Source organism: Streptomyces sp. NPDC059852 (assembly GCF_042731455.1).
GTDB lineage: Bacteria > Actinomycetota > Actinomycetes > Streptomycetales > Streptomycetaceae > Streptomyces.
The window spans coordinates 140,881-163,260 of record NZ_JBHWJK010000001.1; the positions used below are offsets into that span (position 1 = coordinate 140,881).

The window sequence follows — 22,380 nt, forward strand, 5'->3', positions numbered from 1 at the left end:
GCCCCATTGCTCCATACGCGTGAAACCGGTCGGGGTGAAGAATGCATTACGCAGAGGCATTCGGAGGGATTGGCATCTGGTCCGCGAATCAATTCATCGTATGGTGCCCCTAGTTCTGGTACACCACGTGCATGATCGGAAAGCTGAATTTCAGCGCGCTCGCCACCATGATCACCGAGGGTGTCAAGTTCGCGGCACCCCGGAACCCGGAGCGGACCCTCGTCTGGGCGGAGGAGTTCGACGCCCCCATCGACTGGGGCGCCCGATGGGTCGGTGACCGGACCAGCGCCTACCGCTACTGCGACCACAACCCGGACGACAACAAGCTCGACTGGCTCGACCCGCACTGCGTCACCGTCTCCGGCTCGGTGGCGACCTTCGCCGCCGCACCGTGCGGGCGCACCCTGGAGAACGGCCTGCCCGCCTGGCGCACCGGCCTGCTCACCACCGAGTACTCCGAGGAGGGCTTCCAGGTCAGGACCGGCGACCACATCGAGACCCGGGTCCTGCTGCCCTCCGCCACGGGGGCCTGGCCGGCCCTGTGGACCTGGAAGGACGGCGCCAACGAGGTGGACACCTTCGAGTACCACCCGGACAACCCGCATCTGCTGGAGCTGTCCAACCACGTCCGTGACGCCACGAGTTACCACACCGACGGCCGCGCCATCGCCCCGGATACCTGGGTGACCATCGGCACGACCTACGGCGAACGGTGCGTCGAGTGGTTCGTCGAGGGCGAGCGCGTCTACGCCGACGGCACGGGAGTCGGCCCCGACTGGTCGGCGTACCTGGTCCTCAACCTGTCGCTGTGCGCGGGGGAGCACCACCCGCCGCCCTGCGGCCCGGCGCCCATCACCTTCGGCGTGGACTACGTGCGCGTCCACCGCTGACCGCCGGCATCCCTCGATCGGGCGGCCGGCCCGCAACCGGTCGGCTGCCCGGGTGAGCGCGGGCCGGACCGCCGCCCCGCCGCCGGTAGGGTCGCGCGATGGCCACCGACACCACGGCGCGCGGCAGCCGCCCGTACGCCCTGCTCCTCGTCCTGTGCGGAGCGGCCGGGCTGCTCGCCTCCTGGGTCATCACGCTCGACAAGTTCAAGCTGCTTCAGGACCCGGACTTCACCCCCGGCTGCAGCCTCAACCCGGTGCTGTCCTGCGGCAGCGTGATGGAGAGCGACCAGGCCGAGGTGTTCGGGTTCCCCAACCCCATGCTGGGTCTGGTGACGTACGGCGTCGTCGTCTGCGTCGGCGTGAGCCTGCTCGCGGGCGCCGCGTTCCCGCGCTGGTACTGGCTGGCCTTCGAGGCGGGCTGCCTCTTCGGTGTCGGGTTCGTCTCCTGGCTGCAGTTCGAGTCGCTGTACCGGATCAACGCGCTGTGCCTGTGGTGCTGCCTGGCCTGGATCGCCACCATCACCCTGTTCTGGTACGTCACGTCCTTCGTCGTCCGCACCGGCCTCCTGCCCGCCCCCACCCCGGTGCGGTCCTTCCTCGCCGACTTCACCTGGGTCCTGCCGGTCCTGCACCTCGGCGTCATCGGCATGCTCATCCTCACCCGCTGGTGGGATTTCTGGACAAGCTGACCATTGCTGCACCCGGGGCGACACGACCCCCCTCGGGCGCCGGAGGTGACCGCGCGGCGACCCGGACTGTTACTCGTACGAACAGCCGAACAGTACGAGGGGTGAGTGAGCCATGGAGTTCAGCGCGGGCCAGGAACCGCCGAAGGAACGGCGGACGGACACCTCCGCGACCGGTGAACCGATGCCGCCGACCCGCAGGGAGGCGGGCCGCCGGCTGCTCACCGCCGCCGTCGTGACGCTGGCCCCGCTCATCACCGCGTCCCGCCCGCACCCCACCGGCCCCGACGCCCCCGTGCCCGGCGCCGACGCGCCCTTCGACGAGACCTACCTGGGCCGCCGCATCCGCGGCGCGCCGGTCGCCCTCGGCAGCCGTGCCGCCCCCGCCGTCGAATGGCAGGTCACCGTCGACGGGCGCCCCCTGCACCTGATGCGCCGCGCCGACGGCTCCTGGCTGAGCATGGTCGACCACTACGGCTGGTACCGGACCCCGCTGGAGGCGACCCGCGCGGCCGTCGACGAACTCGGCCCGCGCGGCCGGCTGCGCGACCTCGCCCCCGGCCCCCTCCACGGCGGCCACCCGCACAGGGAGGCACCGCATGGCGTACGTGCGTAAGGACGTCAGCCGGCTGACCCGCACGGAGCGCCGCCGGTTCGTCGAGGCGCTCCTCGAGGTCAAACGGCGCGGTGTGTACGACGACTTCGTACGGCTGCACATCGCGCACTTCGTCGGCGACGGCGACCGGGGCCTGCGCGCCGCCCACATGGCGCCGTCCTTCCTCCCCTGGCACCGCCGGTTCCTGCTCGACCTGGAGAACGCGCTGCGCCGTGTCGACTCCTCGGTGACGGTGCCGTACTGGGACTGGACGCGCGACCGCCGCACCACCGGTGTGCCCTGGACCGACGACCTGCTGGGCGGGAACGGCCGGCAAGGCGACCGGCAGGTGATGACCGGCCCGTTCGCCTACCGCGGCGGCCACTGGACCATCCGGGCGGGCGTCTCGGACGGCGTGTTCCTCACCCGTGACCTGGGCCGCTCCCGCGGACCGATCGACCTGCCCACGAAAGCCGACCTCCAGCAGGCGCTGGACGACCCCGTGTACGACGTCGCCCCCTGGAACTCCACCTCCTCGCGAGGCTTCCGCAACAAGCTGGAGGGCTGGGGCCGCGGCCGGGACTCGTGGCGCAACCACAACCGCGTGCACCGCTGGGTCGGCGGCCACATGGTCGGCGGCGCGTCCGTCAACGACCCCGTCTTCTGGCTGGTCCACGCCTTCATCGACCTGCAGTGGCAGCGCTGGCAGCAACGCCACCGCAAGCACCGCTACCTCCCGGCACGCCCGCCCGGCAAGGACAGCGACCAGTACCGGCGGATCGTCGCCCGGCACGAGAAGCTGCCGCCGTGGGACGTGACGCCGGACGAACTGGAGGACGTCTCCGCGATCTACCGGTACGCGTAGTACGTGGCCCCGGCCGCGGGAAAATCGCTCGGCGCGGCGATCCCGGGCCCACTAGCCTCCCCGCATGGTCACCGAACCCGACACCGCGGAACCGTTCGCCCGGCTGTTCGCCGAGGAGAGCCGCGCCCGCGCCTTCGCCGCCGTGGCACTCGGCGCGGGCACCCCCGAACAGGTCGCGCGGACCGCCGCCCTCTCCTCGAGGGAGACAGCGGCGGCCCTGCGGCGCCTGCGGGAGGAGGGCGCGGTCACCACGGGCGAGGGCGGAGACCTGCGCGTGGCCTACGAGGTGTTCCGCGCGCGGGCCCGGGCGGACGCCCGGCGCGACCCCGGGACCAAAGAGCGGGGAACCGGGCAGACCGAGGTGGTCCTGCGCACCTTCGTACAGGACGGCCGTCTCGTACGGCTGCCCGCGCGCTGGACCCGAAAGAAGCTCGTCCTGCGCCACATCGCCGAGCAGACGTTCGAGCCGGGTATGGAGTACCCCGAGCGCACGGTCGACGCGAAGCTGCGCGCCTGGTGCGAGGACAGCGACGAGATCGACCATGTGACCCTGCGCCGCTACCTCGTGGACCTGCACCATCTGCACCGCAGCGACGGCGTCTACCGCCGCCCGGCCGCACCCCCGCACGACGGGGCCGCCTGACCCCTTCCCCCGCCGGCTCAGGGAAGCCGCCGCACCGGAGCCCCGTCCAGGTAGGCCCGGATGTCCTCCACGGCCTGCCCGTAGTACGTGGCGTAGTTGGCCTGCGAGACGTACCCGAGGTGCGGGGTGGCGAGCAGCCGGGGAGCCGTGCGCATCGGATGGCCGGCGGGCAGCGGTTCCACGTCGAAGACGTCCACGCCGGCGCCCGCGATACGGCCCTCGTGCAGGGCGGCGAGCAGGGCGTCCTGGTCGACGATCGCCGCCCGGGACGTGTTGATGAGATACGCCGACCCCTTCATCAAGGCGAGTTCGGGCGCACCGAGCAACCCCCGGGTGCGGTCGCTGAGCGCGAGATGCACGGACACGAAGTCACTGTCGGCCAGCAACTCCTCCTTGGACGCGGCCAGATGGACGCCCACCTCGTCGGCGTACTCCGTGGTGAGGTTCTGGCTCCAGGCGGTGACCCGCATCCCGAAGGCCAAACCGACCTGGGCCACCCGGCTGCCGATCCTGCCGAGACCCAGCAGCCCGAGGCGCCGCCCGTGCAGGTCGGCGCCGACCGTGCTCTGCCACGGCCCACCGGACCGCAGCGCCCGGCTCTCCTCGACGATCCCGCGCGCGAGTCCCAGCAGCAGCGCCCAGGTCAGTTCGACGGGCGGTGTCGAGGAACTGGCCGTCCCGCAGACCGTGACGCCGTGCGCCTCGGCGGCGGCGTAGTCGATGACCGAGTTGCGCATCCCGGACGCGACCAGCAGCTTCAGCCGGGGGAGCCGGGCGAGGAGGGAGGCCGGGAAGGGGACCCGTTCGCGCAGGGTGACCACGATGTCGAAGTCGGCGAGCGCCGCCGCGAGGGTGTCCTCGTCCGGGAAGTGCGTGGTGAACGGCACGACCTCGACGTCGTCCGCGACCGGCGACCAGTCGGCGATGCCGGTGGCCACGTCCTGGAAGTCGTCGAGCAGGGCACAGCGCAGACGCACGGGATCACTCCTCCGTCGGTTCCGATGGGGGGACTCTACGGAAGGGATCCGCGACTGGCGGTTGTACGGTGATCGTCAGGGAGGGACACCTTGTCACCACGCGTACTCGTCACCGGAGGCAGCGGTTTCGTCGGCGGCCATGTCGTGGCGGCGCTCGGGGAGTTGAGGGAGGGCGGGGCCGGCGGGCCTGAGGTCCGGCTGCTCATGCGGGGCGCGCCGGACACGTCACCCGGACTGGAGACGGCACGGGCGGACCTGACCGCCCCGGCGACCCTGCGGGGTGTCTGCGACGGTGTCGACGTCGTACTGCACTGCGCCTCGCACGTCGGCGCCGACGAACGGCTGACGCGGTCGGTGAACGAACACGGCACGCGCGCACTCGTCGAGGAGGCGGTCCGGGCAGGGGTGCGGCGGATCGTGTACGTCAGCACGGCCGCGGTATACGGCCGGGGCCCCTTCACGCGTGCCCTTCCGGCCGAGGTGCCACTGGCCCCCGCGTCCCCGACGAGCCGCGCCCGGGCCGCGGCGGAACGCTGCGTACTGGACGCGGGCGGCGTGGTCCTTCGCCCCCACCTGGTGCTGGGCGCCGGCGACCGGTGGGTGGTGCCGGGGGTGGGGGCCCTGCTGGCCGGACTGGGGGCGCGTTTGCACTGCGAAACCCGCCACTCCTTCGTGAAGGTGACGGCACTGGCGAAGGCGGTGGCGGCGGTGGGCCTGTCGGACGACGCCCCGACAGGAGCCCACCACGTGAACCACCCGCGCCCGGCGCACACGTCGGAACTGGTGGAGGCGGTGTCGGGGCACCTGGCACTGCCCATGCCGGGACCTCCGCTGACGCTGGAGGAGGCCCGGGCGAAACTACGGGACGAGCCCCGTCTGCTGCACCACCTGGACATGCTGGCGGTGGACCACTGGTTCGTGGACGACGAATGGTGGGACGGGGTGTCCGGGGACGGGGCCGAGGACGTCTCGGTGGCTTCCTGCCTGGGAACGCCGTGACGGCCGGCGTACGCCCGTTGGCGGGCAGGGTGGCGCTGGTGACGGGGGCGGGCCGGGGCATCGGCGCGGCGATCGCCCGACGGCTGGCCCGGGACGGGGCGCTGGTCGCCGTGCACTACGGACACAGCGAGGACGCGGCACGGGACGTCGTGGCGGGGATACGCGAGGCGGACGGGCGTGCGTTCACGGTGGGGGCGGTACTGGGGGTGCCGGGGGACGCGGAGGCGGTGTTCGAGGCGTTCGACGCGGGGTTGACGGAGGAACAGGGCCCCGGGGACGGCGCGCTCGACATCCTGGTGAACAACGCGGGGGTGAGCGGTTCCGGCCCGGTGGGGCAGGCGGTGCCCGAGATCTTCGACCGCATGATGGCGGTCAACGCGAAGGCACCGTTCTTTCTGGTGCAGCAGGCGCTGCCACGGCTGCGCAGTGGCGGCCGCGTCATCAACATCTCGTCCCTCGCGTCCCGGCGGGCGTTCCCCGAATCGCTGGCGTACGCGATGTCCAAGGGCGCGCTGGACACGATGACACTGGCCCTGGCCAAGGAACTCGCCCCGCGCGGGATCACGGTGAACGCCATCGGCCCGGGGTTCGTCGAAACGGACATGAACGCCCGCCGCAGGACGACCCCGCAGGCCCGAGCGGCCCTGGCCTCCCGCTCCGCCTTCGGCCGCATCGGCACGCCGGCCGACGTGGCGGACGTGGTGGCCTTCCTGGCCTCGGAGGACTCACGCTGGATCACGGGGCAGTACGTGGAGGTGAGCGGGGGCACGGACATGTGAGGGGGCCGAATCGTCAGGCATCGAGCCCGCCGACCACGGCGAACCCGGAGGCCTCGTCCCACGGGACGGCTTTCCACAGGCTGCTCAGGGCGGCCCAGATCCGGTCGACCAGGGCCCAGTCCGGGCGGTCGCCGCCGAGGGTGACGGTCGCGAGCAGATCGCACCCCCAGATGCCGTGCTCGTCCTGGGGTGACGCGGCGATCACGGACTCCGCGATCGCGGCCACGCCCACGTGCACTTCGAGGGTCAGCAGATCAGCGGCCGGCCTGTCGTCGCACTCCCTGCCAGGAGTACCGAGCCTGAAGACGGCGACGTCCTCCTCGTATGGCCCCCTCCACTCACCGACGAGCCCGGTACCGTCCTCCAGGAGCCGATCCAACAGCCGATCCAGCGCCTCGTCGGCGCTCTCTTCGCCGGACCGGCAGAAGAAGCTGAGTTGGTAGGTCACGATTCCCTCCGGGCGGGGTGGACACCGACGGCACCCGGTTCCGCGTTCCACCTCCACCGGTCCGCAGGCTTCACGTCCTCGTCCGGAACGGCGTAGAGACCGCGCACCTAGCCGTGTAGGGTGTCGATCTTCGGCCGGCGGAAGCCGTACGGAGTCCTCGAAAGCCAGGCACATCATGCGTATGGCCGAGCATCCAGCACGCCGCCGTCTCAGCGCGGCACTGGACACCCTCTCCGTCACCTTCCGGGGTATGACCGCCCAGCCGGACGAGCACAACTGCGAGTGCCACTGGGGCAGTCCGCAGGAGCTGTCCCTTCTGAAGACTCCTGATGTGGAGCTGGACCCGGACCTCTTGCAGCGGACCTGGCGGGCGACCGACTGGGGCGACCACTCCGCCGTGCTGCGGCGCATCCTGCCCCAGTTCGCCACTGCCCTGGTCGCTGGTCGGGTGGAGCCGCTGTTCGGGCTGGAAGAGGCCGGGTACTCCTTCGCCCGAGCCCGCTGGCAGCAGTGGCCCGACGAGCATGCCGATCCGGTGGGGGAGTTCCTGCGTGCCTGGTGGGTGCAGAGCCTCACCGATCCGGATGCGGCCGTGCCGGCGCACCAGGTCTTCGCGATGTGCGCCGAGGCGTCCGGAACGGTCGGCCCCTGGCTTGCCGCCTGGGACGAGGAGACCGGGCACCTCAGCGACCGACGCCTCGCCGAGGCGGCCGCGGAATGGGAGTACGAGCTTCTGGGAGACGGTCTGCCGTGGCACGTCGACTGGTATGAGCACGACGAGGAGGAGATGCGCATCGAGCTGACCACCTGGCTCCTCGGCCCCGCCACCGTACGGCTTCGCGAGTCGGGCGCTCCGGCGGACCTGCAGCACCGGATACGGCTCCTCGGACTCCCGGAAAGGGACCGCTACACGGATCCGCACTGGCCGGGCCACCGCTACTGACGGCCGGCGGCCGGCGCGACGGCTTCGGTGACCGCGCGACCTGTTCCGACGCGACCTCGTGCCGCCGGATCGGTAGCCCGCCACTGATCACCGGCCCCGCCCGTCAGCGGGGCTGACGAAGCCCCCGGCGGTGACCAGCCGCCGCGGGCCTCCGTCGCTGTCGGTCGGCCTGGTGCGTACAGCTCGTCGCAACACGCGTCGCACCACGCGTCGTGACCGCGCGCCGCTCAGACGGTCGTCCCCTCCGCTCGCGACCCTGAACTGCTGAACCGGGTCAGAGCCCGGCGGCCGAGGAACACCGCGCCCAGCCCCAGCGGAACGGCCACGACGGCGCCGACGATTCCGTTGCCGGTCCCGGGACCGCCGCTGGCCGTGGCCAGGTGGAGCACCGCGAGGACCGTACCCACCGTTCCCACCGCGACGGCCGCCCACCCGCCGGTGCGTGCGCTGCTGGTACCGGCCCGCCGACGGGCGACGCGACCCGCCACCAGCCAGCCGATGGCCAGCCCCAGCGCCCCCGTTCCGAGGGCCAGGTTGGCCCCCGTCCGCCCATCACCGATGATCCCGCCCTCAGCGGCCGCGATCAGTACTGCTGAAGCGCTCATGACGCCCTCCTTCGCTGCTGTTCCTCGCAGGTGCGACTCCACCTCCCTCACAGCGTGCTCACTGTTCTCCAGCGGGTCGTCCAGCAGCCGCAGGCACTTTCCGCTGCCGCCGCCGCGGCATCCGGCTACCGCACCGGCGGCAGACAGCGGTCGGCTACCGCAAACGTGGTAGCCGACCGCTCGTCCATGAGCCGGACTCGCCCGCCACCGCATCCCGTTACGGTGCACCTATGAACAAAGGACGGTTCGCTGTCCCAGCCGGCGTCACCGACTGGGCGACCGCCCTGGCCGTGGCGGCGCTGATGCTCGGCACCGGCCTGTCCGGGCCGCACCCCTCCGGGGGACGTGCGCTGCTCGGTTCCGTGCTGCTGGCGGCCGGAGGTCTGGCGCTGGGTGCGCGCCGGCGAGCGCCGCCGGCGGTCCTGGTCATCACCGGGCTGTGCGCGGTGGGCTACCTCGGGGCCGGCTTCAACGCGCTCGCCGTCTCCTACCTGGTCGCCGTCTACGCCTCCGTACGAGCCGGGTACCGCTCCCTCACGCTGGCTGTCTCCGTGAGCCTGCTGGTCGTCCTCCACCTCACGGCCGGGGTCGCCCACGACTGGGCCGCGCGCGAGGCCATGACGCAGGCCCGGCACACCCTTGAACTGGCCTGGCTGATCGCCGCCTTCGCCGCGGGGGAGGCGGTGCGCCAGGCCGAACGGCGAGCGGACGAAGCCGAGCGCACCCGTGAGGAGACCGCGCTCCGCCGGGCCGACGAGGAGCGGTTGCGCATCGCGCGGGAACTCCACGACTCGCTCACTCACCAGATCTCGGTGATCAAGGTGCAGTCCGAGGTGGCCGTCCACGTGGCCCGGCGCCGCGGCGAGCAGGTGCCGGAACCCCTGCTCGCGATCCAGCAGGCCGGCCGGGAGGCGAGCCGGGAGCTGCGAGCGACCCTCGAGGCACTCCGGGACGACGACACCACCCCGCCCCCCGGACTCGATCACGTCCCTGACCTGGTGAAAAGGTTCCAAGGGGCCGGGCTGGCGACGACGCTGACCGTCGGAGGCCATCCGCGCGCGGTGCCGGATGCCGTGAGCCGCACCGCTTACCGGATCGTCCAGGAATCTCTCACCAACGTCACCCGGCACGCCTCCGCCACCACGGCCTCGGTGCTCATCGACTACCGGCCGAACGGCCTCCGAGTCCTCGTCGACGACGACGGGAAGGCCACCGTGCACACGGCACCGACTCCCGGATGGGGGCTGCTCGGCATGCGCGAACGGGTCTCGGCCCTGGGCGGTCGCCTGCGCGCCGAGCCGCGCAGCGCGGGCGGCTTCACCGTCCAGGCCGAACTCCCCACGGACGGAGCGTCGTGATCCGCGTCCTGCTGATCGATGATCAGCCGCTCATCCGCAGCGGCTTCCGCGCGCTGCTCGACCTCGAGGACGACATCGAGGTGGTGGGCGAGGCCGCCGACGGAGACGAGGGCCTCGCGCTCCTCAGAGAACTTCTGCCCGACGTCGCGCTCATCGACATCCGGATGCCCGCCATGGACGGCATCGAGGCGACTCGACGCATCGCCGCGGACCCCGCCCTGGCCGGCGTACACGTCGTCATGCTGACCAACTACGGCATGGACGAGTACGTCTTCGACGCGCTGCGGGCGGGTGCCGCCGGCTTCCTGGTCAAGGACGTCCTGCCGGAGGACTTCCTCCACGCCGTACGCGTGGCGGCCCGCGGTGACGCGCTGCTCGCGCCTGCCCTCACCCGTAGGCTCATCAGCCGGTACATCACCCAGCCGCCGCCCACTCGCCTCGGCAGAGGGCTGGAGGCCCTGACCGGCCGAGAACGCGAGGCCGTCGCCCTGGCCGCCCAGGGGCTGTCGAACAGCGAGATCGCCGACCGCCTGGTCATCAGCCCGGCGACCGCCAAGACGCACATCAACCGGGCCATGACCAAGCTCCACGCCCGCGACCGCGCCCAACTGGTGGTGCTGGCCTATGAATCCGGCCTGGTGACCCCCCGCGGCTCGTGACCCGCACGGCCGTGGGGCGTGGGGGGGCTGCTGCGGGACGCGGGCCTGCCCGGTGTCGATGCGGACGATCAGTGCGGCGAACTGGTGACCCACACGGACGGCGGCCCCGGAAGAGGCGGCGTACAGCCGCAGGGGCCTACCCGACACGGGGCTCCCGTACCCTACCCACCCTGAACAGCAAAAACGCCCTCCCGAGGGAGGGCGGAGACTGGGCGCCCCCGGCAGGACTCGAACCTGCGGCCAAGCGCTTAGAAGGCGCTTGAGCTGACCACCGGATCAGTGGGCTTGACCAGGCACTTTTCTGGATGCTGAGCGCGGGCGTTTGGCGACTTCGACACGCATTCGACTCGGCCCTGAGTGGTCTACGGCCGCTGTGCGCTCAGCACCGTTCGGAATGACGCAGGTGCCCGACACCCGCTTCGGAGGTTCGTTCTCTACTCGGTCTGGCGGCGGCCTGCCTCACGCAGTGGTGTCACGTACACAGGGCGGCAGGGTGCCCCGTTGTCCAGGACGCTGAACAGGAATGAGTGATTCCGATGATGTTGACGTATCCATGTGGGTCAAGGGATTGCCTCGCGAGCGCAGGTCTGGGTCTGACGGACATCCGTTCTGGCCGCCACCCAGTCAGGGGATTATCACCGCACGTAAAGGCAAAACAACTGTACGTAGCTTGCGGTCATCGGTCCTAGCCGATACTCTCGAGATAGTCAACCAAGACCCTTCCGTGGAGGTAACTCACAGCTACACTTCCCTTACGCAAGCAAGGGGCGGGGAGCCGCGTGTGGTACGCAGCGCCTCCGTAGTGCTGGAGTGCGTCTACGGGAGGGGGCAGTCTGACCAGTCGACGATGGCGGTTCTACAAGACCCGTAACGACAAGGATGTTGTTCGAGAGGATCTTAAGAGCCTTGGGGTGGGGGCCCGTGCGGCTATCCTTGAAGCGATGAAGCGTGTCGTAAGGCAAGAGCACATGCCTTACGAACAAGAATCGGTTGGCAATGGCATCTTTGCCGTCCGTGTTTTCTTTGGTGACTGCACTTACCGACTTCTCTACTCACCAGTCGGCAGTCATGATCAAGTGCTTCTTGCCCTTCATGTCATCAATAAGAAAGACAGGAAGCTTCCCAAGGTAGCAAAAGATCTGGCCATCGAGAGACTGAAGGACTGGACAGTACGCGACTAGACTCAAGGGGTGTCATGAACCGAGACGAGCTGGATGACCTCGATGAGCTGATCGGGGAGGAACTGGCGCATCCCGAGTTCGAGGCTGCCTTCGAGGATGCACGTAGCCGCAGTTCACTACTTCGCCGAATGGTTGCGCGGCGTAAGGCGCGAAAGATCAGTCAGGCCGCCGTTGCAGAGCGCATGGAAACTACTCAATCTGCAGTTTCTGAGCTTGAATCGGGTGGAACGGATCCGCGTTTGTCGACCATGCAGCGCTACGCCAGGGCAATAGGTTGCCGACTTGACGTTCGACTCAAGGATGACGGAGGCGACTGGCGTTTCAGTAATGCGTACGCAGTGGGAGCCGTCCGGCGCGAGCGTAGCAGTGTCCATGCCGAGTGGTCTGTGGATGGAGCGGACACCACGTTCACCGGAAGTTCTTCTTGGTCTTCTGCTGTGTATGCACTGCGCCGCGAGGGTGTGAATCACTGAAATGCAGACGCAAGCCGAATATGCGGAATCGCTACGCCTTGCTTCGGTGTTGCATGAATCTGCCTATCTGCAGGGGATTCGCCTCAACTCTCTTGAGGCGAAGGTTCTTGATCGGAAACCCGACCCGCCATACAGCGTAGTTACCGAACTGCGTCCAACCGTGTCGCTCGGAGCTAAATCCATCACTTTCGCAGTGCAGTATGAAGTGAAGGCTCTAGCGGACGAAGACGAAGTTTTCCGTATCGCGTGTGAGTTCCAAGCCGGATATGAGCACAACTTGGACGACGTAACGGGAGACATGGCGTCTACGTACGGGGATGTAATTGTTCTCGCGACGCTACATCCCTATGTGCGCGAACTTGTGCACAGGGTGAGTTCGGATCTCGGATTTCCAGGTCTCTTCCTTGACAACCTCGACAGTAAAGATCTGTTTCGGTTGTTGAGCGAGGAAAAGATCAAGAAGCGCAATGATGAACATGGCGCTGTCTAATTCTTCTCGCTATCTCCACGAGGAGCGGGACCTGAAGGGGCGAGCCGGAGGGGACACGCGCACGGTGCCGGGTCATCCCGCCCTCACTCGCATCCTGCGGCAGCACATCGAGGACGAGGGACTCAAGCCGGATGATCTCCTGTTCCAGGGGGAGAACGGCGGCATCCTGGCGGGTTCCGTGAGTCGCCGGGCCTGGCGGAGTGCTCGCAAGGCCGTACTGCCTCCCCACCTCTTCGAGTCGCCGACCGGTAAGCGGGTGTACGACAACCGGCACACCCGCCTGACCAAGTGGCTCAACGACGAGTACCGCCCACTCAGGTGGCCGAGTGGGCCGGGAACAGCGTGCCTGTGCTTCTCGCCACCTACGCACGATGCGTCGAAGGGCAGCTGCCGGACCTGAAGAGGCGGCTCGAAGCCGCGGGGGATCTGCCCGACCTGGCTGACGCCGACTGAGCCGCCTGCTGGCGTAAGACTTCGACACGTATTCGACACAGCGACCCGCAAAAACCCGGTGACAGCCGGACAGCCCCGGAGTCTCCCCATGATCGGCAGGGGGGTGCCCGGGGCTTCGTCGTGTGCGCTGAACCTGTCCTGAACAGCAAAAACGCCCTCCCGAGGGAGGGCGGAGACTGGGCGCCCCCGGCAGGACTCGAACCTGCGGCCAAGCGCTTAGAAGATGCGGGCAAGCCTCGGTGGGGCCGTCTGGACTGCCTACGCCGGCGCCATGCTGGGCTGTTGAAGTTCACTGCCGTCCGCCGTCGTTGCCGTCAGGATTGCCGTCACCGCGAGGATCCGAACTGGGCGGATATCTGCTGCTGTTGGCACGCAAGCCGTACGTGCGGTGAACCCTGGTGGGGCGGTGTGTGCGCTCCCTTTGTGCGCTGGTTGCGACCTTGTGTGACTTGCCTGGCCGCAGCACCGTTCAGGGTGGACGCTGCTCGGCGCCTGCAAGACCACCAAGGAAGGGCGGTACGTTGTGGGTTCAGCCAGCCAGTGGGCACGTGAGACCTTCGGAGACATAGCCAGCGAACTGGCCGACATCATCCCGGCTTGCCTCGCCCGGGCTCATGATCGAGCACGCACAGGGCAGGAGGGCGTCCATACCCAGACGCTCGAAGCCTACGGGCATGGCCTCTATGCGGTGCAATACGAGGAACTGGCCGCCGGCATCTCCGAACTTGGCGAACCAGTGCGCCTCCAAGGACGCACGATGATGCTTGTCCGCGGGAACCTCATCTACCCACTCCGCTACGCGAAGAAGGACGTGCCCGTCACGGCGGCACGTCTCCGCCGAGCCACGGGCTTCCGGGCAGACCTGATCCGACGCCACGGCCCGCCGGCCATGCAGCAAGCACTCGACTTGGACCTAGGGGAGCTTGAGGACGCCGAGGTCCACCCAGACCTGGAGCTGCTACCCGAAGACGTGCGGCTTGTCCTGGTCGCACACGCCTGCTCAATGGAGAAGGGCGTCATGCGCATTGAGTGGGGCTCCGCGGAGCTACGTAGGGAGGACCGGTACCTGATCTGGCACCGCCACGAGCCGCTGCCCGTCGCGGGTTGACCCGCAGCGGTGAACAAGCGGACGAAGCCTCGGCGGCTGAGGATGCAAGTTCTTCGGGTGCAGGCATAACCCTTCCAGTGTGGCAGATCAACTCTGGGGGCCCAGGCCGGAGCGGGGTGGGGGCGGTCATCCACGGGTGCCGTCTGTCATCGTCGGCCAACCTCGCACGGCCCAGGGACGGCCCAGGAGGCTGCGCCGCCCATCGAGCACGTTGCCTGGGGCGTACGATCGGTGCACATCCCGATCAGTTCATGGGACTAGCCGTTCAGCGGCCGATAGTCTCAAGGTCATGGCGACACCCGAAGAGATCGAAGCCCTCCTGCGCCGACCCGAGGGAGTAGATCTTGAATTCAAGAATGCCAGAGTACAGCCTCGCACACTCGGCAGGATTATCTCCGCATTCGCCAATACTCGCGGCGGCACAATCATTGTCGGTATTGACGAACGACCGAATGTAACAGGGGACAGGCTGACCGGCGTCGATCCGCGCGCATTTGAACGCCTCGTAGGAAGTACGCGCAAGCGCCTAGACCCCCAACCGGAGATGCGAGCATTTTGCGTAACCGCGCAAGGTAAAAAGTTCGGCATAATCCGCGTAGAAGCGTCCCAAAACGCACCTGTATCTAACGACGGACAAGTGGCCATACGAGTGGGGTCGAGCATCGCAACGATACCCGCATCGAATTACACTCCCCATTCATCCAGTGCCTCTAACTCAAATCAAATACTTCCCGAAGTTCGAGTGGGTTCGCAAAACCGAAGCCGAGCGTTCCGGCGTCGCAATGTCCTAATTGTTGTAATCGCGGCCCTCGTTCTGCCTGGCGCGCTTTTTTTGGTCCGGTTCCTACAAGGAAAGGATCCTGCATCTCTCGCACCTGGAGCAGCCCTGTTGGGCCTCTCGATTCTATTCGCTGGACTGATGGTCGAACTCGTTGGATGGAGACCTCAGGACGAAGACCTCGCCCAAACGCGAGAGCGGGTACGGCAGGCCGAAGCCGAACTGGAAGAAGAACTCCGCTCCCCCCATGCCGATGCTTCGCATTCAGAAGCGGAGGATGAGGAGCAGGTGCGCTTGACGCTTTCTGCCCTCTGGACGGTGACCCATCGCCGACTGGACCACTACCACGGCATTGCACTAGAACAAGCAGCTAAATCGTTCCGCAACGCCCAGATCGCCATGGCTGTCGGTTTCATCTTGCTAGTCGCCTTCGCCGCAGTGGCCTTCTTCGCCAGCACGACGGCTGGCGCCGTCGTAGCAGGTGCACTCGGCGCAGTCTCCGCTGCTCTTTCTGGCTACGTGAGCAGAACTTTCGTCGCATCACAGGAAACTGCTGCCGAGCATCTGCGCGCGTACTTCGATCAGCCGCCTGAGTTCTCCCGATATCTAGCTGCTGAGAGGCTGATTGCTGATGCCCGTCTCGAAACACAGCAGCGAGCGGAAATTCTTAGCTCCTTGGTGCAGGCGATGATCGTAGGGCCACCTGCAGATCGGGATGCCCAGGATAATCCGCAACCCAGCCAAAGCAGGTAGACGCTGTCAACGTCAGCTCACCACTCACCTGAGCTCCCATCCCGTCTGCCGTCGACCCACACACCGTGGAGCGGGCGCGATTCAGGGCGTCAAGGTGGAGCGCGCCACTGTATGAACGACCTTGACGCCCTGAATCGTGACTGCTCGGCTCTGCCTGGGTCGACGGCAGACGGGATGGGAGCTCCCCACACGCGCCACCACGGCGGCACTACGCGAACGGCGCTCCCGTCCTCTCGGAGCCTGAGCGCCCCCGCCGGAGGCACCTCTCTGACCTGCGGATGAGTCCACGCTTCTGCCCGCTGCACGTAGCGCGCCGCCGGGCGCGGCCAGCCGGGGCGAAGACAGGAGGCAGGCCGCGCCGCAGAGGCGGCGCGCGCCCGCGCCGTGCGCGGGCCTCGATGAAGTAGGGAAAGTCTTATCCCGCTGTGATGAGGTGCCGGCCGTCGTGACTTTGTACGTGAAGTCCGTTGCCGTACAACTGCCGTACAACGCATCCAGGAGTCTGATCGCGAAGACCTCGGACATGCGCTCCGCCACCTCGTCGGGAGTGAGCCACGCGACCGCGGTCGACTCGTCGGCCGTCCGCTCCTCGCCGCCGGATGGGTTGCAGCGGAAGACCAGGGCCACGATGCCTCGGGTCGTGTTCTGGTAGACGCCGGTGAGTTCGTCCACCTCGACCTGGACGCCTGTCTCCTCCAGGACCTTGCGGGCCACGCCCGCTTCGGGGGTGTCTTCGAGTTCGGGTACGCCGCCGGGGAGCTCCCAAGTTCCTTTGTCTGTGCGGCGGGTCGCCAGGAGGTGCCCGTCCTCGCGCACCACGGCTCCGGCTACGGATACCGAGTTGGAAGCGCTGCCTGATGAACGCGGAGCAGGCGGCGGCGCTCCTTGACTGCATCCGCCGGCGTCCCCGTGGTGGCAAACGGCTGCATGCCTTCTTCGCCACGCTCTACTACTGAGGTCCACGTCCCGAGGAAGCCATAGCCATGCGTGTACGGGATGTGAGCCTGCCCAGTGCTGAGGCTGACGATCAGTGGTGCGAACTGGTGATCTACACGGCGACTCCAGAGGTCGGGAAGCAGTGGACCGACACAGGAGAGATCCACGAGGAAAGCGACCTCAAGGGCCGGGCCGAGGGGGACACGCGTACCGTGCCGGGTCATCCCGCGCTGACTCGAATCCTGCGGCAGCACATCGAGGACGGGGGACTCAAGCCGAGTGATCTCCTGTTCCAGGGGGAGAACGGCGGCATCCTGGCGGGTTCCGTCATTCGCCGGGCCTGGTGGAGTGCTCGCAGGGCGGTACTGCCTCCCCACCTCTTCGAGTCGCCGACCGGTAAGCGGGTGTACGACAACCGGCACACCCGCCTGACCAAGTGGCTCAACGACGGGGTGCCGCCCGCTCAGGTCTGAAGAGGCGGCTCGAAGCCGCGGGGGATCTGCCCGACCTGCCTGGCGCCGACTGAGCCGTCCGCCGGCATAAGACTTCGACACGTATTCGACACAGCGACCCGCAGAAACCCGGTGACAGCCGGACAGCCCCGGAGTCTCCCCATGATCGGCAGGGGAGTGCCCGGGGCTTCGTCGTGTGGCGCTGAACCTGCTCTGAACAGCAAAAACGCCCTCCCGAGGGAGGGCGGAGACTGGGCGCCCCCGGCAGGACTCGAACCTGCGGCCAAGCGCTTAGAAGGCGCCTGCTCTATCCACTGAGCTACGGGGGCCGGTTGTGGTGGCCTCGTTCGTGCTGCCCGGGTGTGGGCCGTTCCGTGACGTTGCCGGGGACAAGGATAGGGCTCCCGCATCCGTGTCCCTGTCGCTTCGCCTCCGTGGCTCGATGTGGAGGTTCAGTGAAGCGGTCCTGATAATCGCAGGCAGGTACGAATCGTGCACTGCTTTTGGCCTCTCGCGCACCGGGTGTTGTGCACTCGTTATGCCTGGACTATGCCTCTGTCCCGGTCGCCCCTTCCGTCCCTTGTGTCCTATCGGCACGCAGACATGGCCATATGCTTCAGAAATCCCCTAAAATTGGGCATTCTTCGCATGTGGTGACCTTGGACGTACGGCCTCAGCTGCTCGACGCACTTTCCGCCCTGCGCGACCGTGTCGCGGCCGCACGCTTCCCGCTGCCCCTGGCAGGGGCGCCACGCGCGCGTGCCAACCGTGACGAACTGCTCGCCCAGCTCGACGACTATCTGGTGCCCCGCCTCAGAGAGCCCGAAGCGCCGCTCCTGGCCGTCGTGGGCGGGTCCACCGGCGCCGGCAAGTCGACGCTCGTCAACTCCCTCGTGGGCCGGCGCGTGACCGAAGCGGGGGTGTTGCGACCGACGACCCGCACCCCGGTGCTGGTCTGCCATCCGGAGGACCATCACTGGTTCAGCGGAATGCGTGTCCTACCCGACCTCACGCGCGTGTGGGCCCCCGAACAGGACCCGGCCGAGGAGCTGATGCTGCCCGGTGAGGAGGCCGAGCGCGTCCTGCGGATCGAGACCGCGGACACGCTCCCGGCCGGCCTCGCCCTCCTCGACGCGCCCGACATCGACTCCCTGATCGCGGACAACCGCGCCCTGGCCGCCGAGCTCATCTGCGCGGCCGACATCTGGATCATGGTGACGACGGCCGCCCGGTACGCCGACGCCGTGCCGTGGCATCTGCTGCGCACCGCCAAGGAGTACGACGCCACCCTCGTGACCGTCCTGGACCGGGTCCCCCACCAGGTCGTCGCCGAGGTGTCCCGGCAGTACGGCGCCCTGCTCACCAAGGCCGGACTCGGCGAGGTGCCCCGCTTCACCGTCCCGGAACTGCCCGAGTCGGCGTGGGGCGGCGGACTGCTCCCGGCGACGGCCGTGGCATCGCTGCGCACCTGGCTCACCCATCAGGTCCAGGACCCGGCGGCCAGGACCCACGCCATGGCCCGTACCGCCAACGGCCTGCTCGACTCCCTCAAGTCCCGCATGCCCGAGCTGGCCGGGGCCGCCGCCGCCCAGTACGCCGCCGCGCTCCGGCTGACCGGCGCGGTCGACGCCGCGTACGACAGCGAGTACGCACGCGTGCGTGGCCGTCTCCAGGCGGGTGCCGTACTCGCCGGCGACGCCCTGAAGCGGTGGCGGGCCTTCCCCCTGGACTGCACCGCGGGGGAACTCCTCGACTCGCTCGTCGAGAGCCTCAGCACCCTGCTGCTGTGCGCCGTCACCGCCGCCGACGAACGCGTCGACGACGCCTGGCGGCGCGAACCGGCGGCCGCCGCCCCTGAGCTGACGGCCCGGGACCCCCGGCCCGAGAGCGTGGAGCACCGCATCGGCGTGGCGGTACGGCGATGGCGCCGGGAGCTGGAGGAGTACGCCGAGGACGAGGTCACCGAGCTCGACCGCAGCGTCGCCCCGGACCCCGAGGTCGTCACCGCGCTCGTCGCCACGGCGCTGCTCGGCGGGCGCCGGGCACGGTCCGCCGGGGAGGGGCTCGCCGAGCGGATCGGGGCCCACGGGGCGCTGCGGCTGCGCGACCGCGCCGGACGGCTGCTCAACGAGCACCTGGACCGGGTCATGCTCAGCGAACGTGAGCGCCGGCTCGCCCCGCTCGACGCCCTGGAAGTCCATCCCGACCCCCAGGCCGAACTCATCGCCGCGTTGTCCGTACTGCAGAAGGAGAGGTGACCGGTGACTGCCGTCACTGACCAGGACCACACGGAACACGCCGATCAGCAGGAGGACGGCGGCCACCGAGGCCATGGCGGCCACGGCGTTGTCGGGGAGAGCGCCCCGCGCGGGGCCTCGCCGGCGGACGGCCTTCCGGCCGGGGTCGCTCGCGCGGTGGACGGGCCCGACTCGCACGAGGCCGGCGCCCAGGAGCCCGACCGACGCAAGCTCTGGAGAAAGCCCGCCAAGCGGGAGGTCCCGGCGGGCGGTCCCACGGACGACGGCCACACGCGTGTGGCGGCCGACAGCGACCCCGCGCGCGGGACCGCCGCCGAGGCACGCGGTCGTACGGGCGCCGACACGCCGGCGCCCGACGACGCGTCCGGCCACCCCGTCGGCGTACCGGAGGCCGGGGGACGGCCGGAGGCCGAACCGTCGCCCGCGCGGGGCGGCCCCGCGCAGAGCGCCGAGGGATCGGCGAAGGGCGGCAGGTCGTCCTCGGGTGCGGAGGCTGCCGACGGCTCCTCAGCCGGCACCGCCCCCGGATCGTCCTCCGGGGGTACGGAGTCCTCGACGCCCTGGGACGACGGGCTGATCGCGCGGCGCGTGAACGAGACCACCGCCGGGGAGCAGACCGCGATCGTGGAGCCCCGTGTGTCCGTGTCCCCGCACGCCGTGACGCCGCTCGCCTACGACGGGCCGTTGCGTTCCCGGCTCGACGCCCTGCGTGAGCTGGTCGGTCTGTCGCGTACGCGGCTCGACCACCGGACGCTCTCGGAGGCCGGACGGGTCCTCGACGAGGCGGCCGCCCGGCGCAGGCTGTCCGGGCAGCACACGGTCGTCGCCATCGCGGGTGCCACCGGCAGCGGCAAGTCCCAGCTGTTCAACGCGCTCGCCGGCGTCACCATCTCCGAGACGGGCGTACGGCGGCCGACGACCGCATCACCGCTCGCGTGCAGCTGGAGCGACGGCGCGGCGGGGCTCATCGACCGCCTCGGCATCCCGCCCCGGCTGCGCCGCCGGCCCGCGCAGAACGCGGCGGCCGACGGCCAGCTGCGCGGACTCGTCCTCGTCGACCTGCCGGACCACGACTCGGCGGCCGTCCAGCACCGGGAGCAGGTGGACCGGGTGCTGGGGCTCGTGGACGCGGTCATCTGGGTGGTCGACCCGGAGAAGTACGCGGACGCGGTGCTGCACGAGCGCTATCTGCGGCCCATGGCGGGACACGCCGAGATCATGTTCGTCGTCCTGAACCAGATCGACCGGCTGCCCGGGGAGGCGACCGACCAGGTCCTCGACGATCTGCGGCGGCTCCTCGACGAGGACGGCATCGCGCTGGGCGAGCACGGGGAGCCGGGTGCCGTCGTCCTGGCCCTGTCCGCGCTGACCGGGGAGGGCGTCGGCGATCTGCGGGAGGCGCTCGGGCAGTTCGTGGCGGAACGCGGTGCCGCGGCGCGCCGGATCGCCGCCGACGTGGACTCCGCGGGACTGCGGCTGCGGCCCGTGTACGCGGCGAGCCGGCGGACCGGGCTCAGCGAGGAGGCGCGGGACGAGTTCTCCGCCCGGCTCGCGGACGCCATCGGCGCCACCGCGGCGGGCGAGGCCGCCGAGCGGGCCTGGCTGCGCCACGCCAACCGCGCGTGCGGGACGCCCTGGCTGCGGCTGTGGCGGTGGTACCAGGACCGGGGCGAGTCGACGACCGGACGGCTCTCCCCGCGCGTCCAGGCGGACGAGGAGGCCACGGCACGTCAGCGGGTCGAGCAGGCGGTGCGGACGGTCGCGGAGCAGGCGTCGGCCGGGCTTCCCACGCCGTGGGCGCAGGCCGTGCGCGAGGCGGCCGTGCGGGGTGCCCAGGGGTTGCCCGAGGCGCTGGACGACCTGGGGGCGCGGGCCGGACTGCCGCCCGGGCGGCCGCCGCGGCCGGGCTGGTGGCCGGCGGCCGTGCTGGTGCAGGCGTCCATGACGATCCTCCAGGTCGTCGGCGGGCTCTGGCTGGCGGCGCAGATCATCGGTGTCACGACGCCCAACCTGGGCGTGCCGGTGCTGCTCATGGTGGCCGGCATCATCGGCGGGCCGCTCGTCGAGTGGGGCTGCCGGATGGCGGCCCGCGGACCCGCGCGACGCTACGGCCAGGAGGCGGAACGGCGGTTGCGGGAGGCGGCGGCCGGGTGCGGGCGGGCCCGGGTGCTGGATCCGGTGGCGGCGGAGCTGCTGCGGTACCGGGAGGTCCGGGAGCAGTACGGGAGGGTGATGGGGGTGGGGTCGCCGGCGAGGTGACCCGGGCGGTTGGGCCGATGGGTGGCGCGGGGGGTCACCCACACGAGTGCCGGAGATATCCACAGCTCGGGCCGTGGTCCACAGGGCTCAGCGGGCTCGGCCCGACGGAGGCAGTCTGGCTCCGCGGCGATCGCGATGGACGAGTTCGGTCGCGATCGGCCGCGGCGCCGGCGGCGCATCCCGGATGTACCGGGGCGTGCCGCCGGCAGGCCGGACGCAGCCGTACGGGACGGGCCCGTACGCGTTTCGGCCCGGTACACAGGGGCCGGGCCTGGAGGGGGTTCGAGATGAACGAGACGATCATCTGCGCGGTGGGGAACGTGGCGACGCAGCCGGTGTACCGGGAGCTGCCGACGGGGCCGTCGGCGCGGTTCAGGCTGGCCGTGACCTCGCGGTACCTGGACCGGACGAAGAACGAGTGGACCGACGGGCACACCAACTTCTTCACGGTGTGGGCGAATCGGCAGCTCGCGACGAACGCGGCCGCGTCGCTGAATGTGGGGGACCCGGTCGTGGTGCAGGGCCGGCTGAAGGTGCGGTCGGACGTGCGCGAGGGGCAGAGCTGGATGTCGGCGGACCTCGAGGCGACGGCGATCGGGCACGATCTCGCGCGGGGCACCTCGGCGTTCCGGCGAGCGTCGAGGCCGGAGCCGGGCGCCGCCACCGGGACCGCGCAGCCCGAGCCGGAGTGGGAGACACCGCCGCCCGCGGTGCCGGAGAGTCAACAGGCGGAAGACGCCGTGGTGGTGACGTGAGGTCAGTCACAGGTCCGAGCTGACCGGACTGCGGCTT

The 22,380-nt window shown here is 69.6% G+C and carries 22 protein-coding genes, 2 tRNA genes and 1 pseudogene; 19 read left to right on the plus strand and 6 right to left on the minus strand.

All coding sequences use genetic code 11. The features are described from left to right. The first annotated feature begins 131 nt into the window (after window positions 1-131). From ACFV46_RS00650 to ACFV46_RS00670, 5 genes are all read left to right on the plus strand, one after another. Window positions 132-890: a beta-glucanase gene (locus tag ACFV46_RS00650; RefSeq protein ID WP_361924837.1), complete on the plus strand. Its 759-nt coding sequence runs from the start codon at window positions 132-134 to the stop codon at window positions 888-890. 98 nt (window positions 891-988) lie between these two features. Then, window positions 989-1,579 (plus strand): vitamin K epoxide reductase family protein, encoded by a 591-nt coding sequence (locus tag ACFV46_RS00655; protein ID WP_385496566.1) that lies wholly within the window; start codon window positions 989-991, stop codon window positions 1,577-1,579. A 112-nt stretch (window positions 1,580-1,691) separates the two neighbouring features. After that, window positions 1,692-2,192: a tyrosinase family oxidase copper chaperone gene (locus ACFV46_RS00660; RefSeq protein WP_385496567.1), complete on the plus strand. Its 501-nt coding sequence runs from the start codon at window positions 1,692-1,694 to the stop codon at window positions 2,190-2,192. Then, window positions 2,176-3,036, plus strand: a complete 861-nt coding sequence (locus tag ACFV46_RS00665) for a tyrosinase family protein (RefSeq protein ID WP_361924841.1) — start codon at window positions 2,176-2,178, stop codon at window positions 3,034-3,036. Before ACFV46_RS00660 ends, ACFV46_RS00665 begins: the two co-directional genes overlap by 17 nt. A gap of 64 nt (window positions 3,037-3,100) precedes the next feature. After that, complete coding sequence (locus ACFV46_RS00670; RefSeq protein WP_385496568.1) at window positions 3,101-3,679, plus strand: DUF2087 domain-containing protein; 579 nt, start codon at window positions 3,101-3,103, stop codon at window positions 3,677-3,679. 17 nt (window positions 3,680-3,696) lie between these two features. Here the strand turns inward: ACFV46_RS00670 and ACFV46_RS00675 are convergent, their stop codons facing one another. Then, entirely contained in the window at window positions 3,697-4,656 is a 960-nt protein-coding gene (locus tag ACFV46_RS00675; RefSeq protein ID WP_385496569.1) for a D-2-hydroxyacid dehydrogenase family protein, read from the minus strand. Window positions 4,657-4,746: 90 nt separating this feature from the next. Between ACFV46_RS00675 and ACFV46_RS00680 the strand changes: the two genes are divergently transcribed. Both ACFV46_RS00680 and ACFV46_RS00685 read left to right on the plus strand, forming a co-directional pair. Continuing rightward, complete coding sequence (locus ACFV46_RS00680; protein WP_385496570.1) at window positions 4,747-5,655, plus strand: NAD-dependent epimerase/dehydratase family protein; 909 nt, start codon at window positions 4,747-4,749, stop codon at window positions 5,653-5,655. Next, window positions 5,652-6,434, plus strand: a complete 783-nt coding sequence (locus ACFV46_RS00685; RefSeq protein WP_385496571.1) for an SDR family oxidoreductase — start codon at window positions 5,652-5,654, stop codon at window positions 6,432-6,434. The genes ACFV46_RS00680 and ACFV46_RS00685 overlap by 4 nt, the downstream gene beginning before the upstream one ends. Window positions 6,435-6,447: 13 nt before the next feature. Here the strand turns inward: ACFV46_RS00685 and ACFV46_RS00690 are convergent, their stop codons facing one another. Next, a complete protein-coding gene (locus tag ACFV46_RS00690) occupies window positions 6,448-6,882 on the minus strand; it encodes a hypothetical protein (protein WP_385496572.1) in 435 nt (144 codons plus the stop codon). A 175-nt stretch (window positions 6,883-7,057) separates the two neighbouring features. On the opposite strand from ACFV46_RS00690, the gene ACFV46_RS00695 reads away from it, so the two are divergent. Then, window positions 7,058-7,825 (plus strand): hypothetical protein, encoded by a 768-nt coding sequence (locus ACFV46_RS00695; RefSeq protein ID WP_385496573.1) that lies wholly within the window; start codon window positions 7,058-7,060, stop codon window positions 7,823-7,825. 227 nt (window positions 7,826-8,052) lie between these two features. Here the strand turns inward: ACFV46_RS00695 and ACFV46_RS00700 are convergent, their stop codons facing one another. Then, entirely contained in the window at window positions 8,053-8,430 is a 378-nt protein-coding gene (locus ACFV46_RS00700) for a DUF6223 family protein (RefSeq protein ID WP_376726673.1), read from the minus strand. A gap of 230 nt (window positions 8,431-8,660) precedes the next feature. On the opposite strand from ACFV46_RS00700, the gene ACFV46_RS00705 reads away from it, so the two are divergent. Next, a complete protein-coding gene (locus tag ACFV46_RS00705; protein ID WP_385496574.1) occupies window positions 8,661-9,788 on the plus strand; it encodes a sensor histidine kinase in 1,128 nt (375 codons plus the stop codon). Next, window positions 9,785-10,447 (plus strand): response regulator, encoded by a 663-nt coding sequence (locus ACFV46_RS00710; RefSeq protein ID WP_376726671.1) that lies wholly within the window; start codon window positions 9,785-9,787, stop codon window positions 10,445-10,447. The genes ACFV46_RS00705 and ACFV46_RS00710 overlap by 4 nt, the downstream gene beginning before the upstream one ends. A gap of 213 nt (window positions 10,448-10,660) precedes the next feature. Here ACFV46_RS00710 and ACFV46_RS00715 read toward each other — a convergent pair. After that, window positions 10,661-10,816: transfer RNA gene (locus ACFV46_RS00715), tRNA-Arg, on the minus strand. A 464-nt stretch (window positions 10,817-11,280) separates the two neighbouring features. On the opposite strand from ACFV46_RS00715, the gene ACFV46_RS00720 reads away from it, so the two are divergent. From ACFV46_RS00720 to ACFV46_RS00740, 5 genes are all read left to right on the plus strand, one after another. Continuing rightward, window positions 11,281-11,628 carry a type II toxin-antitoxin system RelE/ParE family toxin gene (locus ACFV46_RS00720; RefSeq protein ID WP_385496756.1) on the plus strand — a complete coding sequence of 116 codons (348 nt, stop codon included), beginning with the start codon at window positions 11,281-11,283 and terminating at the stop codon, window positions 11,626-11,628. Between the two features lie 14 nt (window positions 11,629-11,642). Further along, on the plus strand, window positions 11,643-12,101 hold the full coding sequence (locus ACFV46_RS00725) for a helix-turn-helix domain-containing protein (RefSeq protein WP_385496575.1): 459 nt from the start codon (window positions 11,643-11,645) through the stop codon (window positions 12,099-12,101). Window position 12,102: 1 nt separating this feature from the next. Next, window positions 12,103-12,591, plus strand: coding sequence for a protein-export chaperone SecB (locus tag ACFV46_RS00730; protein ID WP_385496576.1), 489 nt, complete (start codon window positions 12,103-12,105; stop codon window positions 12,589-12,591). 976 nt (window positions 12,592-13,567) lie between these two features. Further along, window positions 13,568-14,152, plus strand: coding sequence for a hypothetical protein (locus tag ACFV46_RS00735; RefSeq protein ID WP_385496577.1), 585 nt, complete (start codon window positions 13,568-13,570; stop codon window positions 14,150-14,152). A 289-nt stretch (window positions 14,153-14,441) separates the two neighbouring features. Then, on the plus strand, window positions 14,442-15,683 hold the full coding sequence (locus ACFV46_RS00740) for a helix-turn-helix domain-containing protein (RefSeq protein WP_385496578.1): 1,242 nt from the start codon (window positions 14,442-14,444) through the stop codon (window positions 15,681-15,683). Between the two features lie 415 nt (window positions 15,684-16,098). On the opposite strand, the pseudogene ACFV46_RS00745 reads toward ACFV46_RS00740, so the two are convergent. Further along, window positions 16,099-16,499: pseudogene (locus tag ACFV46_RS00745) on the minus strand (NUDIX hydrolase). Window positions 16,500-16,666: 167 nt separating this feature from the next. Between ACFV46_RS00745 and ACFV46_RS00750 the strand changes: the two are divergent. Next, window positions 16,667-17,092 carry a hypothetical protein gene (locus tag ACFV46_RS00750; RefSeq protein ID WP_385496579.1) on the plus strand — a complete coding sequence of 142 codons (426 nt, stop codon included), beginning with the start codon at window positions 16,667-16,669 and terminating at the stop codon, window positions 17,090-17,092. Window positions 17,093-17,327: 235 nt separating this feature from the next. Here ACFV46_RS00750 and ACFV46_RS00755 read toward each other — a convergent pair. Further along, window positions 17,328-17,400: transfer RNA gene (locus ACFV46_RS00755), tRNA-Arg, on the minus strand. A 321-nt stretch (window positions 17,401-17,721) separates the two neighbouring features. Here ACFV46_RS00755 and ACFV46_RS00760 point away from each other — a divergent pair. From ACFV46_RS00760 to ACFV46_RS00770, 3 genes are all read left to right on the plus strand, one after another. Further along, window positions 17,722-19,329, plus strand: coding sequence for a dynamin family protein (locus tag ACFV46_RS00760; protein WP_385496580.1), 1,608 nt, complete (start codon window positions 17,722-17,724; stop codon window positions 19,327-19,329). 3 nt (window positions 19,330-19,332) lie between these two features. After that, window positions 19,333-21,588: a GTPase gene (locus tag ACFV46_RS00765; RefSeq protein WP_385496581.1), complete on the plus strand. Its 2,256-nt coding sequence runs from the start codon at window positions 19,333-19,335 to the stop codon at window positions 21,586-21,588. Window positions 21,589-21,875: 287 nt separating this feature from the next. Then, complete coding sequence (locus ACFV46_RS00770) at window positions 21,876-22,343, plus strand: single-stranded DNA-binding protein (RefSeq protein ID WP_385496582.1); 468 nt, start codon at window positions 21,876-21,878, stop codon at window positions 22,341-22,343. Window positions 22,344-22,380 lie beyond the last annotated feature (37 nt).